Here is a 15789-nt window from a genome sequence, read left to right as displayed (position 1 = left end):
ACCGTCACGGGTTCACGCGCTGCCGCTATTGCCGCTGACGGGTGGCGTGGTCGTCAAAAGGCGGCCCCCGCTGGCACGGGAGCCGCCCTGACCCCACTTCAGAGAGGTCAGTCATGACGGTATTCACGAACGCCGAAGGCGTGGACTTCAGAAAGTCCCCTGCTGTCGAATCCGCCCTGCCGCTCCGGGGCGCCGAGCTGACGCGGAGACGGGGGCGGGGGGCGCTGCTGATCGGCGGGGTCCTCGCCGTGGGCTTCGCGGTCGTGGCCCTGGTGCTGGCCTTCCCGCTTCTCGCGGCCCCGATCGGCACCGCCACCGGAGTGGTCGCCGTGCTCGTACCGCTGATCCACAAGACGGGGGGCGGTGAGGCCTCCGACGGGGAAAGCGGCGGATGAGCCGCAAGCCTTGCGTGGTTGTTGGAGAAGCCGCGTTGCCCGCCGCGTGGTTGGTAAGGGGCGTCCGCAATGGCGGACGCCCCTTACGCGCCTTACATGGTGGCTCTAGGGGGGCGCGATAGGCCTACGTAGGTCTGTGTGGGCGGCTAGGTACGGCCCGTTCGGCCCGTTCACGATCGTCCTGTGAGGCGTGCCGCCGAGGCGATCGTCGAGTGGGCCTCGCGGCGCGTGAGGCCGACGCGGACCGCCGCGTCCGTGAGTTGGGGGGCCAAGGCCTCGCCGATGCCGTTCTCGAAGGCCCGGCAAGCGGCCCAGAAGAGCCGGGTGTTGCGCTGGCCCTCGTGCGCCGCGAGGACGAACTGCACGAGCCCTTGGCCTTGTTGGGCGGCCGCCCCGGAGGCGACTGGGCCGGGGCCGGCCGTGTGGATGTCAGCCGTGCCGGGACCGGCCTGCGGGGGCGCCGCGTGATGGGCCCGAGGCGGAGGCATGAGCAGGCGCAGCAGCGCCGGTGGGCAGGGTGCGGGCGGCAGGTGGGCGGTGCCGGGCACGGTGCCGTAGACGCCGTGTTCGGTACGGGAGCCGGGGCCGACGAGGTAGCCGCCCGCGCCGCGGATGTCGATGCCGGGCGCGAGGCGGCCCGCGGAGTTGGGGACCACGGCTTCGGGTGGCCCGGAAAGCCAGATGTGGCGGCCGCCGCTCGGCGTGGTCACGACGACGGTCTCCGGGATCGTGAACAGGTGGCGCAGTGCCAGTTCCCGCAGGGCCGCGGAGGCGTCAGCGCCGGACTTGGTGTCGAGGTCGACGCCGATCAGATGGTGCGGGGGCAGCCCACAGGCGATGCCGTAACCGGTGGCCCACGGGGCGGCGGCGAAGAGTTCACGGATGCGCCGCGGGTCGGTCGACGCGTCGTACACCCCGTGGCCGGGGCGGCCGCACTCGCCGTGGCAGGGCAGGGGCGGCCGGGGGCCGGCATCACGGGCCTCTGGGTCGTGGACCTCCGGGGCACGGACCTCCGCGTCACGGATCTCGGCGTCACGGATCTCGGCGTGGTGAGGGGACCGCAGGGCGGGGAGCTTGGTGCGGGAGAGCGGGATCACCGCGAGGCCGCGCTCGGCGGCGGACAGGGCGTGGGCGAGCGCGAGGGTGGTGACATGGCGGTCGGTGGTGGCCATGGGTTCATTTTCGTACGTACGTTCGAAGAAGGGAAGGGGGAGCGAGGCTCGGGTGGCACGGGGGTGAGGGCTCGGAGGTGAAAAGCGCCCCCCTCTTGAGGATGCCGAGAGTGTCTGGCGGAACGCTTCGCCCCTTGTGGCGCCTGGGCGAGGCCGTGACGGGAGCAGGCCGGGGGCGGATCACGAGGGGTGGATGTGGGGCTGTGCCATGGGTGCGAGGCGCACAGCACGTTTATCGACACGCCCTCACGCTTGCGGGGGAATCGGGGCTTGCGGTGTGGATCGCCGAAGGGTCGGTGGGCAACTCTGATCCCGCGACGTCGTGCAGCACTCCGGGGCGGTCGGCCAACTGCCCAGGGGGACCCGTGTTTCTCGGTACTGCCGGCTCACCGCCGGCGCGTACTTCCTGCTCTGGAGGAATAGACATGGCACGTATCCGTACCGCCCGAGTCGTCGCGGCCGCCGCCGCCCTCCCGCTTGCCGCCGCGCTCTTCTCGGGCGCCGCGATGGCCGACAGTGGCGCGTTCGCGAACGACGGATCGAACGCGGGAGCGGCAGCCGTGGACGACAGTGGTGTCGGCGGCAACAACCTCGGCAACTCGGCGACCACGCAGCAGCAGGCCGTCGGCGACAGTGCCTCGAACCAGAACAGCACCGCGCAGGTCGAGGGCTCGGCGTTCACGGCGATCGACCAGTCGAGCCGGGACGTCACGGTGAACTTCACCCACCTCTGGTGAGCCGACGGCCCCGGAAGCGATGGGGATGGCTTCCAGGGGGCCACGACGGGGGGTGTGACAGGTCTGGTGCGGCGGCGCTTCGGTGCCGCCGCACTGCTGTGTCCGGGTTTCGAACCCGGCGACGCGAGCTCTTGACAGTAGCGCGCGATCTGACGGACAGTCAGAAACCTTGCCTGTCCGGTGGCGGGGTGAGCGAGGTGCGGCGCGCGATCGTCACGGCTATGCGGCTCGGCATGTGGAGGGGACGGCGGTGAACAGCGACAGCACGGTGCGGGGGGCCACATCCGACGCGGTGCGTGACATGGCGTACGACGCGGTGCGTGACATCCCGTACGACGACTTGAAGGCATTCGAGGGCAGGGCCGCGGCAGAGGCCGGTATCGGCAAGGACCTGGTCAACGAACCCATGATCAGACACTGGTGCGAGGCCATGGGAGACACCCATCCCGCCTACGCGGGCGCGGACCCGATCGCGCCTCCCACGATGATGCAGGCCTGGACGATGGGCGGCCTCTCCGGACACGAGGGCCGGTCGGAGGCGTACGACGAGCTGTTCGCCCTGCTCGACGGCGCGGGGTACACCTCGGTGGTCGCCACCGACTGCGAGCAGGAGTACGTGCGGGCGCTGCGCCCCGGAGACGAGATCACCTTCGACGCGGTGATCGAGTCGGTGTCGGAGCGCAAGACGACCAAGCTCGGCACGGGCCACTTCGTCACCACGCGGATGGACATCCGGGCCGGCGGCGAACTCGCCGGGGCGCACCGCTTCCGCATCCTCAAGTACGCCCCGGCGCGGCGAGAGCCGAAGGGCAAGCGTCCCCGCCCGGTGATCAACCGCGACAACGCGGGATTCTGGGAGGGCGTCGCCGCGCACCGCCTGCTGATCCAGCGCTGCGGCGGCTGCGGGGAGCTGCGCTTCCCGTGGCTGCCCGGCTGCAATGCTTGCGGATCACCCGAGTGGGACACGATCGAGGCGAGCGGCGAGGGCACCGTTTATTCGTACGTCGTGATGCACCACCCGCCCTTCCCGGCGTTCGACCCCCCTTATGCGGTGGGCCTCATCGAGCTGGCGGAGGGCGTGCGGATCGTCAGCAACGTCATTGGGGTGCCGTACGACAAGGTGCGGGTCGGTATGCCGGTGCGGCTCGAATTCCAGTCGGTGGACGAGGGGTTGGAGCTGCCCTTGTTCCGGGCTCTGGGGGGAGGCCCGCCCTACGCCAGCGGTGGCGAGCCGCTCGCCGGGGGCGGTGAGCCATCCGCCGTCATCGGTGACCCCTGCGCCGGGGGCGGCACTCTCGCGGAGGGCGGGCCCGGCGGTGCTCTGAGGGTGGGTGAGGAGTTGCCGGCGCTGGAGATCCCGATCACCCGCACCCTGATCGTCGCCGGGGCCATCGCGTCCCGCGACTACCAGGACGTGCACCACGACGCGGAGCTCGCGAAGGCCAAGGGCTCCCCCGACATCTTCATGAACATCCTGACCACCAACGGCCTGGTCGGCCGCTACATCACGGACCGGTTCGGCCCCACGGCGGTCCTGCGCAAGGTGGCGATACGCCTCGGCGCGCCCAACCACCCCGGGGACACCATGGTGCTGCGCGGCACGGTCGTGGCGGTCGACAGCGGTCCTGATGGTGTGACGGCCACCGTCAAGGTCGTCGGAACCAACGGCATCGGCAAGCACGTCACCGGCACGGTGACCGTGACCCTTCCGCCAGGGGGTACCGCATGAGTCTCCGTAAGCGCGACGGCCTCGGGGGCAAGGCGGCGATCGTCGGGATCGGGGCGACGGAGTTCTCCAAGGACTCCGGCCGCAGTGAACTGAGGCTGGCCGTGGAAGCGGTCCGGGCGGCGCTCGATGACGCGGGGCTGTCCCCCGCCGATGTCGACGGCATGGTCACGTTCACCATGGACACCAGCCCCGAGATCACGGTCGCCCAGGCGGCCGGGATCGGGGAGCTGTCCTTCTTCTCCCGCGTCCACTACGGCGGCGGTGCGGCCTGCGCCACCATCCAGCAGGCGGTGCTCGCGGTGGCGACCGGTGTGGCCGAAGTCGTCGTCTGTTACCGCGCGTTCAACGAACGGTCGGGACGGCGGTTCGGCTCCGGGGTGCAACGACGCGAACCCTCCGCCGAGGGGGTGGCGCTCGGCTGGTCCCTGCCGTTCGGCCTGCTCACCCCCGCGTCCTGGGTGGCGATGGCGGCCCAGCGCTATCTCCACACGTACGGCCTGACTCCGGACGCCTTCGGCCCTGTGGCCGTGACGGACCGGAAGTACGCGGCGACGAACCCGGCCGCCTACTTCCACGGCAAGCCGATCACCCTCGCCGATCACGCCGCCTCGCGCTGGATCGTCGAGCCCCTGCGGCTCCTGGACTGCTGTCAGGAGACGGACGGCGGCCAGGCGATCGTCGTCACGAGCGTGGAGCGGGCCCGCGACCTTCCGCATCCCCCCGCCGTGATCAGGGCGGCGGCTCAGGGGGCGGGCCGGGCACAGGAGCAGATGACCAGTTTCTACCGCGACGGTCTGAGCGGGCTGCCCGAGATGAGCGTCGTGGCGCAACAGCTGTGGCGGACATCAGGGCTCGCCCCGTCCGAAGTCGATGTGGGCATCCTCTACGACCACTTCACGCCGTTCGTCCTGATGCAGCTGGAGGAGTTCGGGTTCTGCGAGCCGGGCGAGGCCACGGGGTTCGTCGCGGAGGAGCGGCTGCCGCTCAACACCCACGGCGGGCAGCTCGGGGAGGCGTACCTGCACGGGATGAACGGCGTGGCGGAGGCCGTCCGTCAGATACGCGGCACATCCGTGAACCAGATACCCGGCGCCGCGCACACGCTGGTCACCGCGGGCACCGGCGTCCCCACATCGGGGCTGATTCTGGGGTCGGACGGCTGAACGTGCCGCGTGTCCCGGCGTGAGTCGCGGTGCGGTGGCCGTTCACTCACCGTATGCGTCACCAAAAGATGATCATTGGACTGGTTCTCGCGCTGGCAACCCTGACCGTCGACCTGACCGCGTCACCACCGGGCGCGTCGGCCGCCCCCGCCCCCACCCGAGCGGCACCCGACCCCGCCGGTGCTGTCGAGGAGTACGGCGGCTTCCCCGCGTCCGGTGCCACCGGGTCCGTCACGGGGGCCACCGCGCGGCCCGTTCGGCTGCCCGCCGGGGTGCCGCGCTTCCGCGGGCGGGCGTTCGACACCTGCATCGCTCCGTCCGTCGACACCATGCGGCGGTGGCGGAGTTCGCAGTACCGCGCTGTGGGGGTCTACTTCGCGGGCCGCGGCCGGGCCTGCAAGAACCAACCGCACTTGAGCCGGAGCTGGGTGCGCTCGGTGCACCGCTTGGGGTGGCGGGTGCTGCCGTTGTACGTGGGTTCGCAGTCGCCCTGCGTCTTCGCCAAGAACAAGAAGGGGGTGCCTATCGGGCGGAACCCCTGGAGTCAGGGGCAGCGGGAGGCGCGCGACGCGGTCCGCGAGGCCAAGGCCGTCGGCTTCCGGACGCGCAGCCCGCTCTACCTGGACATGGAGGCGTACGCCTACCGGAATGCGTCGTGCGCCCGCACCACGCTCTCCTTCGTACGGGCCTGGGACCGCGAAGTGCGCAGATCCGGCTACGTCCCCGGCTTCTACAGCAGCGCCGACTCCGGGGTGCGGCACATGGAGCTGTCACGGCGGGCGGGCGTGCGCGACCTGCCCTCGGTGATGTGGTTCGCGCGCTGGCGCACCCGGCCGCACCTGTACCGCGAGCCCTCGCTGAGCAGGTACGGCTGGACCCCGGCGCGACGCATCCACCAGTACGCGGGGAACGTGAAGGAGCGGCACGGGGGGCGCACGCTGTTGATCGACCGCAACCTCGTGCACGCCCCGGTGGCGCGCGTCGGCTAGGCGCCCTCATTGCCCGGCGCCCGTGTGCCGGGGCGGCTCTCGGGGGTGAACCCTCAGGGGTGCTCCTCAGGGGTGTGCTCCGCCTCCTCCACCTGTAGGAGGTGGAGCCGACGCCCCTCGTACAACCTGAGGCGGACACCGCTTCGGGACTTGGGGCCGATCCGCAGTGGTAGGGGGCGCTTCTAGCGTGGAGCCATGACCGCATCCATGGTGTCCGTGTGCACCAGCGCATCGAAGGCCGCGACGCGGGGCACGGGTCCGACGCGGGCCACGGGGCCCTTCGCGTACCCGTCGTTCGCGTCCTATGTACGGGCCCGCCAGCCCGTACTGCTGCGCACCGCCCGCTCGCTGACCGCGAATCCCAGCGATGCCGAGGACCTGCTGCAGACCGCGCTGACCAAGACATACGTCGCGTGGGACCGGATCGAGGACCATCGGGCGCTCGACGGCTATGTGCGCCGGGCCCTGCTGAACACACGCACGTCGCAGTGGCGCAAGCGCAAGGTCGACGAGTTCGCGTGTGACGAGCTGCCGGAACCTGATGTGCTGCCGACCGGGGACCCGGCCGAGCAGCAGGTGCTCCGGGACGCGATGTGGCGCGCGATCATGAAACTGCCGGACCGGCAGCGGGCGATGGTCGTCCTCAGGTACTACGAGGATCTCAGCGAGGCCCAGACCGCCGAGGTGCTCGGGGTCTCCATCGGGACGGTCAAGAGCGCGGTGTCGCGCGCGCTCGGCAAGCTCCGCGACGACCCGGAACTCACACCGGTGCGCTGAGGTCCGCTGAGGTCGCTGAGACCTCGGGCTGATGATCGATCATCCACTGGAGTAGTGACATACCAAGCGGTATGCGCGCAGAATCAGCGCAACCCTTACCGCCGCGTAGGCGATGTCGCCCCAGGAGGACGCCGTGCTGAGCACGATGCAGGACGTACCGTTGACCGTCACCCGCATCCTCCGACATGGCTCGACCGTGCACGGGACGTCGCAAGTCATCACCTGGACCGGAGAGGGCGCACCGCAGCGCCGCAGCTACCGCGAGATCGGTGAGCGAGCGGCCCAGCTCGCCCACGCCCTGCGCGATGACCTCGGGGTGGCGGACGACGAGCCTGTTGCCACTTTCATGTGGAACAACGCTGAGCACGTCGAGGCCTACTACGCGGCGCCCTGCATGGGCGCCGTCCTCCACACCCTCAACCTGCGGCTGCCCGCGGACCAGCTGACGTGGATCGTGAACCACGCCGCCGACCGCGTCATCATCGTCAACGGTTCCCTGCTCGGCCTGCTCGCGCCCCTGCTTCCGCAGATGACGAGTGTCGAACACGTCGTGGTCTCCGGGCCCGGCGACCGCTCCCTCCTGGCGGGCACCCGGGCGCGGGTGCACGAGTACGAGGATCTGCTCGCCGGTAAGCCCACCATCTACGACTGGCCCGAGCTGGACGAGCGGGCCGCGGCCGCCATGTGTTACACCTCCGGCACCACCGGTGATCCCAAGGGCGTCGTCTACTCCCACCGCTCCATCTATCTGCACTCCATGCAGGTCAACATGGCGCAGTCGATGGGGCTGACCGACGCCGACACCTCCCTGGTGGTAGTGCCCCAATTTCATGTAAATGCGTGGGGTTTGCCGCACGCCACCCTCATGACCGGCGTGAACATGCTGATGCCGGACCGCTTCCTCCAGCCCGCACCGCTCGCCGAGATGATCGAGACGGAGCGGCCCACCCACGCGGCCGCCGTCCCCACCATCTGGCAGGGCCTGCTCGCCGAGTTGACCGCGAAGCCGCGGGACGTCAGCTCGCTCGGGCAGGTGACCATCGGCGGCTCGGCCTGCCCGCCGTCCTTGATGGAGGCGTTCGACCGGCTCGGCATGCGGGTCTGCCACGCCTGGGGCATGACCGAGACCTCCCCGCTGGGGACGGTCGCCCGCCCGCCCGCCCACGCGATCGGCACCGAGGAGGAGTTCGGCTACCGGCTCACACAGGGCCGTTTCCCCGCGTCCGTCGAGGCCCGTCTGGTCGGTCCCGGCGGCGACCACCTGCCCTGGGACGGCGAGTCGGCCGGTGAGCTGGAGGTACGCGGCCCCTGGATCGCGGGCGCCTACTACGGCGGCGCGGGCGGTGAGGTACTGAGGCCCGAGGACAAGTTCAGCGAGGACGGCTGGCTGAAGACCGGTGACGTCGGTGTGATCAGCCCCGACGGCTTCCTGACCCTCACCGACCGGGCGAAGGACGTCATCAAGTCGGGCGGCGAATGGATCTCCTCGGTCGAGCTGGAGAACGCCCTGATGTCCCACCCGGACGTCGCCGAGGCCGCGGTGGTGGCGGTGCCGGACGAGAAGTGGGGTGAACGCCCGCTGGCGACGGTGGTGTTGAAGGAGAACGCGACCGCCGACTACCAGGCCCTGCGCGCCTTCCTCGCCACCAGTGTCGCCAAGTGGCAGCTCCCCGAGCGCTGGGCGGTCATCCCCGCCGTCCCGAAGACCTCGGTCGGCAAGTTCGACAAGAAGGTCCTCCGCAAGCAGTACGCCGCCGGGGAGCTGGACGTCACGCAGCTCTGACGCCGGCAGGTGGATCTGAGGACGTCACGCGGCCGTGGCGCCGGGGGCCTTACGGACCCGTATCGCGGTCGTCGCCCAGCCGAGCGCGAGCCAGAGGGCGGCGACCGCACACACACCCGTCCAGCCCCAGTGCGTGAACGCCGTGCCCGCGAACGCGGAGGCCAGGGCGCCGCCGGCGAACCCGGCGACCACGTATGCGGTGTTGGCCACCGCCGGGGTGGACGTGGTCGTCAGTGCCAGGGTCTGGTTGGCGACGTGGCTGGAGACCAGCGCCATGTGGATGGCGACCGCCGCCGCGCACAAGGCCCAGAGCGCTCCACCGCCCAGCCAGAACAAGGGCACCGAGGCCGCCGCGAGGGTGTAGCCGTACGCGACGACCTTCGCGGCGCCGAACCGGTCCACGAGGCCTCCCGCGAGCGGTGCGACGACGCTGGCCGCGAGACCGAAGAGCCCGAACAGGCCCGCCGTGGCGGTCGTCATCCCATAGCCGTCGTCGCCGTGCCCGGTGAGGAGCAGTGCGAGTGAGGTCCACAGCGCGCTCCACGCGCCGTACATCCCGGCCTGGCGTATGCAGGCGCGGCGCAGCTCGGCGGAGCCGCGCACCACGCCGGGGAGGTGGGCGAGGCCCGCGAAGAGCGGCCCTGACCTGCGGCGGTTCTCGGCCGGCAGTACGGCGGCCGAGGCGAGGCCGAGCACAGCCGTGAGCGTGGCGGCGCCGAGGAAGACGTAACGCCATCCGAAGGCCTGGCCGGCGAGCCCGCCCAGCACGCGGGCCGCGACGATGCCGGTGAAGAGCCCGGCTATGAGGGCCGCGACATGGCTGGCCCGCCGGTGCGCGGGTGCCCGCTCGGCGACCAGTGGCACCAGCAGCTGCGGCACCACCGTCGCGGCCGATGCCACCAGGACGGCCGCGGCGAGCGCGGTGGCCCCCGAGGCCGCCGCGCCCAGGACGAGCGCCCCCGAGGTGACGAGGGAGAGCACCGTGACGAGCTTGCGGCGGTTCACGCTGTCCCCGAGCGGGGCGAAGAACAGCAGCCCGGCGGCGTAACCGAACTGGGCGACCGAGGCGATCCAGGCGATGGCCGACGGCGTCGACCCGAAGTCGCGGGCCATCAGCGGGAGCAGCGGGGCGGCGATGTAGATGTTGGCGGCCGTCACGGCCGTGCAGAGCGCGATGAGGACGAGGAAGAGGCCGGGCGGGACGGAGAACGGGCTGGAGGATGTCGCGTCTGAAGGTGTCGCCCGTGAGGTGGGATCGGATGAGGTGGGATCGGATGAGGTGGGATCGGATGAGGTGGGGGCGGATGAGGTGGGGGCGGATGAGGTGGGCGGATGTGGGGGCATGGGCGTGGGGCTCCTTCGAGGCCTGCGAGGGCACGACAACCAACCAGTTGGTTGGAAAAAGTCTGCGCCCGCCCGAGCTCGCGTGTCAAGCAACCAACCAGTTGGTTACCCGAACGGGTTCCCTTACCCTGTGCCCATGGCAGTGAGAGACCCCGAGGCCACCAAGGCACGCATCTTCGACGCGGCCGTCGCCGAGTTCGCCCGGTACGGCATCGCGGGTGCCCGCATCGACCGCATCGCGAGTCAGGCGAAGGCCAACAAGCAGCTCATCTATGCCTATTTCGGCAACAAGGCGGAGCTGTTCGCCCAGGTCCTGGAGAAGCGGATGCTGGACATGGCCGTCGCCAACCCGGTCGACGCGGACGACCTGGACGGCTGGATGGACCGGCTGATGGACTACCACGCCGCCCACCCCGAACTGCTGCGCCTGCTCTTCTGGGAGGGCATCGAGTACGACACGGACGAGCTTCCCGACGAGCGGGAGCGGCGCGACCACTACGACCGCAAGGTCTCCGTGCTCGCCGAAGCCCAGGCCCGGGGTGTGATCAGCGATGAACTCCCCGCGGCCCACCTGCTCTTCATGATGGTCGCGCTGGCCGGCTGGTCCACGGCGGTCCCGCAGATGCGGCGGATACTCGTCGGGGAGGGCGACGCCGAGCGGGAACGGCTGCGCGCCTCCATCAAGGCGGCGGTGCGCCGCATCACCGCCTGACCCGCCGTACCACCGTCTGACCTGCTGGAATCCGTCCTGGAATCCGTCCGACGTCAGCGTCAGTTGGTGCCGATCTTCGCCAGCAGGTCCACGATGCGGCTCTGCACCTCGGTGCTCGTGGAGCGCTCCGCGAGGAACAGCACCGTCTCGCCCGCCGCGAGGCGCGGCAGTTCCGTCTCGTCGACGGCGGCGGTGTAGACGACCAGCGGGGTGCGGTTCAACTGGCCGTTCGCGCGCAGCCAGTCGATGATGCCGGCCCTGCGGCGGCGCACCTGGAGCAGGTCCATCACCACGAGGTTCGGCCGCATCTGGGCGGCGAGCGTCACCGCGTCCGCGTCGCTGGCGGCCCGCGCGACCTGCATGCCCCGCCGTTCCAGCGCCGAGGTCAGGGCGAGCGCGATCTCCTCGTGCTCCTCGATGAGCAGGACGCGCGGCGGATGCTGCTCGCTGTCACGCGGTGCGAGGGCCTTCAGGAGTACGGCGGGGTCGGCGCCGTACGCCGCCTCGCGTGTCGCCTGGCCGAGGCCCGCCGTGACCAGCACGGGCACCTCGGCGGCCACCGCGGCCTGACGCAGCGACTGCAGCGCCGTGCGCGTGATCGGACCCGTCAGCGGGTCCACGAACAGCGCCGCCGGGAACGCCGCGATCTGGGCGTCGACCTCTTCGCGCGAGTGCACGATGACGGGACGGTAGCCGCGGTCGCTGAGCGCCTGCTGGGTGGTGACGTCCGGCGCGGGCCACACCAGGAGGCGGCGCGGGTTGTCCAGCGGCTCGGGCGGCAGTTCGTCGTCCATCGGCCGGGGCTGGGGCCGGTTCGAGACCTCGACCGCGCCGCCGGGGCCGTCGAGCGGCTCCGGGCCCTCGTCCGCGTCCTCGTCCGGGGCGCCGATCGCGTACGAACGTCCGGCGCCTTCCGTGGCGGCCGCGATACGCGACTGGGGGTGGGCCGGGGGCGGGGTGTGCGGCTGGGGGTGCGGGCGCGCCGGGGTCTCCGCGCGCTCGGCGCCCGTGGGCTCGGGCGGGGTGGCGAGGCGGCGCCTGCGTCCGGAGCCGCCGAGGGTCTGCGACTGCGGGGCGGCGGCGGCCTGGGCCTGCCGCGGCGGCTCCGCGGCGCCGTCCGGGGCGGGCGATGCCGGGGCCGGACCCTGCGGCATCGGGCCCGCCACGGGCTGCTCCGGCTGCGCGGCCTGGGGCGGCAGCGGGGCCTGCGATGTCTGAGAGGCCTGCGGCGCCTGCGATGTGTGTGGAGCCTGTCGGGCCTGCTGCTCGGTGATCTGCTGGCCGAACGGTACGCCCTGCCCGAGCGTACGCACGCTGAAGGCGCGCCCCTGCGTCGAGTTGGGGTCACCGGCGCCACCGGACCCGGCTTCGGCGGGCAGCGGCTGGGCCGCGCGCGCCGGGGTGCCGCGCTCGGGCGGCAGCGCAGTGCCCGGGGCCGGCGACGGAACGCCCGGCGCGGGCGTGCCCGCGGAGTGCGGGTTGCCCTGGGCGGGCACGCCACCGGCGGGCGTGGCGCTGTCGGGCCACGGCTGCGGCGCGGGCAGCGGCCCCGGGTCGGCGACCGGGCGGCTCTGCGGGGCACCGGGTGCGGAGGGCGTGCCGTGAGCGGGGGTTCCCTGCGCGGCCGTTCCCTGCGCGGGAGTTCCCTGTGCAGGGGTGTTCGGGGCTGCCGGGGTGCCCGGGGCTGTGGGTGCAGGCGGGACCGGCGGCATGCCGGGGGCTGCCGGGGTACCCGGAACCTGCGGGGCTGCTGCCGGGTTCTCCGAAGCCGCCGGGTCCGTGGTGATCGGGCGGCGCGAGCGGCGGCGGCCGGTGGGAGCCTGCGCGGGGTGCGGCTGCGGCGGGGTGTGGTCGTCGCCGGGGGCGTGCGGGGCCGCGGCGTGCTGGGCGGTGCTGCCCGGGGCGACCGGGTGGCCCTGGCCGAGGGGGGTCGCGACGACAGGACCGGGGCGGCTTACGGCGGCCTGGTTCACCACGGCGTGCCCGATACGGCTCTGGCCGCCCGCGGCAACCTGACCCTGACCCTGTCCCTGAACCGGGCTACCGGGGGTCACGCCCGCCGGGTTCACGACGCCTTGGTCCACCACGCCCTGGCCCACGACCACCGCGTCCTGATTCAGCACGGCGTGGCCGTAGGCGCTCACCGTCTCCTGGGCGCCGGGCCCTTGGCTCGACGGGTCACGGTCGGCGTCGGCCGGGGGCAGCGCGAAGACGCGCCCGCTGTTGGTTTCCTCGGCGGCAGCCCGTTCCTTGGCCGCGGCCAGCGCGCGGCGCGCCCGCCGTCCCGAGGGGCGCGCGGCGTCGCCATGGCCGGCCTCCACCGCGGCGAGTTCCGTGCCGGGGGCGGCACCGGAGGCCTCGGACGGGCCCGAGGCCAGCGCGGGCAGCGCGTGCTGCTCACCGGCCCGCCGTGCGCGACGTCCGGTCCCGGCAGCGGGAACCGGCACGCCCTGCGGCGGCACCGTCTGGCCCAACGCCGCGGACCCGGCCGCGTGTTCGGCCGCCGTCACCACGGAGCCGAGGGAGCCTGCCGAACCCGCCGAACCCTGCGCACCCTCCGCGCTCTCGGCGGCACTCGGCCGCCCACGCCGCCGTCCGGTACCGCCCGAAGCGCCACTGACCGTCTCCGGAGACGGCACCTGCGCTCCCGGGCCAGTCACGGAGCCGGCCGGGGAAGCAGCAGGAGCGGCGGTCGACGGACCCGTCCCCGGCTCGGCCCCGGGAGAGCCGCCCCCAAGGGTGTCCTGGCTCCCCGGAGCGGTACCGGCGGCCTCTGCCGCGCGCCGTCCCCGGCGCCGACCCGTACCGGTCGACGCGGCGGTCGCCGCACCCTCCGTACCGCCGGAGACACCGGTCTCCAGGAAGGAGTCCGTAGAGGGACGCCGAGCACGCCGACGCCCGCCACCAGCAGTACCGGGAGTCCCGGAATCCGCAGCACCCGACGCCTGCTCGGGCAACGTGACAGCACCACCCGGCAGCGCGACAGCCCGCCCCGAACCGGCACTCTCCGTAGACCCCACAGAACCCGAACCCGTACCCGAACCCGCAGACGCCGCAGAGCCCGCAAATCCAACGGAAGCCACAGCTCCCGCAGAACCCGCAGATCCCGCGGAGCCCCCAGCGCCCCCAGCCTCCGCCGAGCCCGCCCCCACCGGAACCTCAAGAACGTACGCACTGCCGCTCATACCCGGCACCTCGTGCGTCTGCAGCACGCCTCCGTGGGCCCGCACGATGCCCCGCACGATCGGCTCGTGCACCGGGTCGCCGCCCGCGTAGGGGCCTCGCACCTCGATGCGGACGACCTCGCCGCGCTGGGCCGCGGCCACCACGATGGTCGAGTCGACGTAACCGCCCGCCGCGACGATCCCGGCGTCCGCGCGCGTGTTGCCCGTGGCGTCGATCCCCGCCACGTCCGCGACGAGATGGGCGATCGCGGTGGCGAGTCGCCCCGCGTCGACCACGATCTCGATCGGCGGCGCGTGCACCGCGAACTGTGCCCGCCCGGGCCCGATCAGCTCGACCGCGCCCTCGACACCGGCGGAGACGACCGCGTCGAGCATGACCGCCGTACGGGAGAGCTGTTCGTCGCCCGCGTCGAGTCGCTGGAAGCCGAGGACGTTGTCGACGAGGGTGGTCATGCGCGCGTACCCGGCGGACAGGTGGTGCAGGACCTGGTTGGCCTCGGGCCACAGCTGGCCCGCGTCGTCGGCGGCGAGCGCGGACAGTTCGCGGCGCAGTTCGTCGAGAGGCCCGCGCAGGGACGAGCCGAGGACGGCGAGGAGCTGCTCATGCCGCGCGGCCAGGCTCTCGTACCGCGTCTTCTCGCGCTCGGCCAGCTCTTCGAAGCGGTCCTTCTCGCGCTCGGCGAGCGCCGCGTACCGCTCCTGTTCGGCGGCGAGTGCCTCCGCGCGCTGCTCCTCGGCGGCCTTGATCTCCTCGGCGCGCCGCTCCTCCGCCGCCTTGATCTCCTCGGCATGCCGCTCGTTGAGGGCGCGCGTTTCCTCGGCGTGTCGCGCGAGGGCGGCCTCGTACTTCTCGGCCAGCTCGTCGTAGGGCCTGCGGTCGGTGAACGTCATCACCGCGCCGACCAGTTGGTCGCCGTCGCGCACCGGGGACGTCGTGAGGTCGACCGGCACCTTGGCGCCGCTCTTGGACCACAGGACCTGCCCGCGCACCCGGTGCTTGCGCCCGGAGCGGAGCGTGTCCGCGAGCGGGGACTCTTCGTAGGGGAAGGGTTCGCCGTCGGCGCGCGAGTGCAGGACCAGGGGGTGCAGTTCCTGCCCGCCGAGGTCGCTCGCCCGGAAGCCCAGTATCTGCGCGGCGGCCGGATTGACGAGAACGACCCGTCCGTCGGTGTCCGTGCCGACGACGCCCTCGGCCGCGGCCCGCAGGATCATCTCGGTCTGCCGCTGCGAACGCGCCAGCTCGGCCTCGGTGTCCACGGTGCCCGAGAGGTCGCGCACGACGAGCATCAGCAGCTCGTCGCCGGTGTAGCCGTGGTTGTCGTACGCGTGCCGGCCGTCTTCCAGCGGGGAGCTGGTGACCTCCACCGGGAACTCGGTGCCGTCCGTGCGCCGGGCGGTCATCCGTGTCGGCTTGGTGCGGCCGCGCTCGTCGATGGTGTCCGGGCGCCGCATCGAGCCGGGGATGAGCCGGGAGTCGAACTCCGGCAGCAGATCGAGCAGACCGCGCCCCACGAGGGCGGTGCCCGGCGTCTCGAACGCCTCCAGCGCGATCGCGTTCGCGTTCACGACGGTGCCGTTGGCGTTGACGAGGACCAACGCGTCCGGAAGCGCGTCGAGTATGGCTGCGAGGCGAGCAGCGCCTCGGGATGGCCTGCTGCTCACGACGACGCTTCCTCCCTGGTTACCGCTGCTTGCCGACCCGCTCAGGCCATCTTGCCGCTCGACCCGTGGCGTGTCACGGGAGGGAGTCTACGGGGAGTGGTTGCCCGCGCGACGCCGGATGAGAGGGAGGTCGCACGCAGA

At 72.3% G+C, this 15789-nt stretch carries 11 protein-coding genes; 8 read left to right on the top strand and 3 right to left on the bottom strand.

The window, feature by feature from the left end:
• Nucleotides 1–113: 113 nt before the first annotated feature.
• Complete coding sequence (locus J2N69_RS18080; RefSeq protein WP_230901708.1) at nucleotides 114–395, top strand: hypothetical protein; 282 nt, start codon at nucleotides 114–116, stop codon at nucleotides 393–395.
• 170 nt (nucleotides 396–565) lie between these two features.
• Here J2N69_RS18080 and J2N69_RS18075 read toward each other — a convergent pair whose 3' ends face one another.
• Complete coding sequence (locus J2N69_RS18075; RefSeq protein ID WP_230901707.1) at nucleotides 566–1567, bottom strand: bifunctional DNA primase/polymerase; 1002 nt, start codon at nucleotides 1565–1567, stop codon at nucleotides 566–568.
• 425 nt (nucleotides 1568–1992) lie between these two features.
• Here J2N69_RS18075 and J2N69_RS18070 point away from each other — a divergent pair, with 425 nt between their 5' ends.
• From J2N69_RS18070 to J2N69_RS18040, 6 genes are all read left to right on the top strand, one after another.
• The gene (locus J2N69_RS18070; RefSeq protein WP_230901706.1) at nucleotides 1993–2304 is read left to right on the top strand and encodes a hypothetical protein; all 312 of its coding nucleotides are present in this window, start codon (nucleotides 1993–1995) and stop codon (nucleotides 2302–2304) included.
• Nucleotides 2305–2605: 301 nt separating this feature from the next.
• Nucleotides 2606–4033, top strand: a complete 1428-nt coding sequence (locus J2N69_RS36675; RefSeq protein WP_408056900.1) for an OB-fold domain-containing protein — start codon at nucleotides 2606–2608, stop codon at nucleotides 4031–4033.
• Complete coding sequence (locus tag J2N69_RS18055) at nucleotides 4030–5196, top strand: lipid-transfer protein (RefSeq protein WP_230901705.1); 1167 nt, start codon at nucleotides 4030–4032, stop codon at nucleotides 5194–5196. Before J2N69_RS36675 ends, J2N69_RS18055 begins: the two co-directional genes overlap by 4 nt.
• Nucleotides 5197–5249: 53 nt before the next feature.
• Nucleotides 5250–6185: a DUF1906 domain-containing protein gene (locus J2N69_RS18050; RefSeq protein WP_230901704.1), complete on the top strand. Its 936-nt coding sequence runs from the start codon at nucleotides 5250–5252 to the stop codon at nucleotides 6183–6185.
• Nucleotides 6186–6380: 195 nt separating this feature from the next.
• Nucleotides 6381–6962: a SigE family RNA polymerase sigma factor gene (locus J2N69_RS18045; protein WP_230901703.1), complete on the top strand. Its 582-nt coding sequence runs from the start codon at nucleotides 6381–6383 to the stop codon at nucleotides 6960–6962.
• 133 nt (nucleotides 6963–7095) lie between these two features.
• Nucleotides 7096–8745 carry a long-chain fatty acid--CoA ligase gene (locus J2N69_RS18040; protein ID WP_230901702.1) on the top strand — a complete coding sequence of 550 codons (1650 nt, stop codon included), beginning with the start codon at nucleotides 7096–7098 and terminating at the stop codon, nucleotides 8743–8745.
• 24 nt (nucleotides 8746–8769) lie between these two features.
• Here the strand turns inward: J2N69_RS18040 and J2N69_RS18035 are convergent, their stop codons facing one another.
• On the bottom strand, nucleotides 8770–10089 hold the full coding sequence (locus J2N69_RS18035) for an MFS transporter (protein WP_230901701.1): 1320 nt from the start codon (nucleotides 10087–10089) through the stop codon (nucleotides 8770–8772).
• Nucleotides 10090–10225: 136 nt separating this feature from the next.
• On the opposite strand from J2N69_RS18035, the gene J2N69_RS18030 reads away from it, so the two are divergent.
• Complete coding sequence (locus J2N69_RS18030; RefSeq protein ID WP_230901700.1) at nucleotides 10226–10801, top strand: TetR/AcrR family transcriptional regulator; 576 nt, start codon at nucleotides 10226–10228, stop codon at nucleotides 10799–10801.
• Nucleotides 10802–10860: 59 nt separating this feature from the next.
• Here the strand turns inward: J2N69_RS18030 and J2N69_RS18025 are convergent, their stop codons facing one another.
• Nucleotides 10861–15648, bottom strand: coding sequence for a PAS domain-containing protein (locus tag J2N69_RS18025; RefSeq protein WP_230901699.1), 4788 nt, complete (start codon nucleotides 15646–15648; stop codon nucleotides 10861–10863).
• Nucleotides 15649–15789: the final 141 nt, after the last annotated feature.

It is taken from the genome of Streptomyces huasconensis (assembly GCF_021028635.1).
In the GTDB taxonomy this organism is placed as follows: domain Bacteria; phylum Actinomycetota; class Actinomycetes; order Streptomycetales; family Streptomycetaceae; genus Streptomyces; species Streptomyces huasconensis.
The sequence above is the reverse complement of the archived record's forward strand: the minus strand, read 5'-3'. Positions and strand labels throughout refer to the sequence as shown.

Excerpts from the sequence above, each read along its gene's own strand:
- J2N69_RS18080 (WP_230901708.1), top strand. The coding sequence starts at position 114 with ATGACGGTATTCACGAACGCCGAAGGCGTGGACTTCAGAAAGTCCCCT.
- J2N69_RS18075 (WP_230901707.1), bottom strand. The coding sequence starts at position 1,567 with ATGGCCACCACCGACCGCCATGTCACCACCCTCGCGCTCGCCCACGCC.
- J2N69_RS18070 (WP_230901706.1), top strand. The coding sequence starts at position 1,993 with ATGGCACGTATCCGTACCGCCCGAGTCGTCGCGGCCGCCGCCGCCCTC.
- J2N69_RS36675 (WP_408056900.1), top strand. The coding sequence starts at position 2,606 with ATGGCGTACGACGCGGTGCGTGACATCCCGTACGACGACTTGAAGGCA.
- J2N69_RS18055 (WP_230901705.1), top strand. The coding sequence starts at position 4,030 with ATGAGTCTCCGTAAGCGCGACGGCCTCGGGGGCAAGGCGGCGATCGTC.
- J2N69_RS18050 (WP_230901704.1), top strand. The coding sequence starts at position 5,250 with ATGCGTCACCAAAAGATGATCATTGGACTGGTTCTCGCGCTGGCAACC.
- J2N69_RS18045 (WP_230901703.1), top strand. The coding sequence starts at position 6,381 with ATGACCGCATCCATGGTGTCCGTGTGCACCAGCGCATCGAAGGCCGCG.
- J2N69_RS18035 (WP_230901701.1), bottom strand. The coding sequence starts at position 10,089 with ATGCCCCCACATCCGCCCACCTCATCCGCCCCCACCTCATCCGCCCCC.
- J2N69_RS18030 (WP_230901700.1), top strand. The coding sequence starts at position 10,226 with ATGGCAGTGAGAGACCCCGAGGCCACCAAGGCACGCATCTTCGACGCG.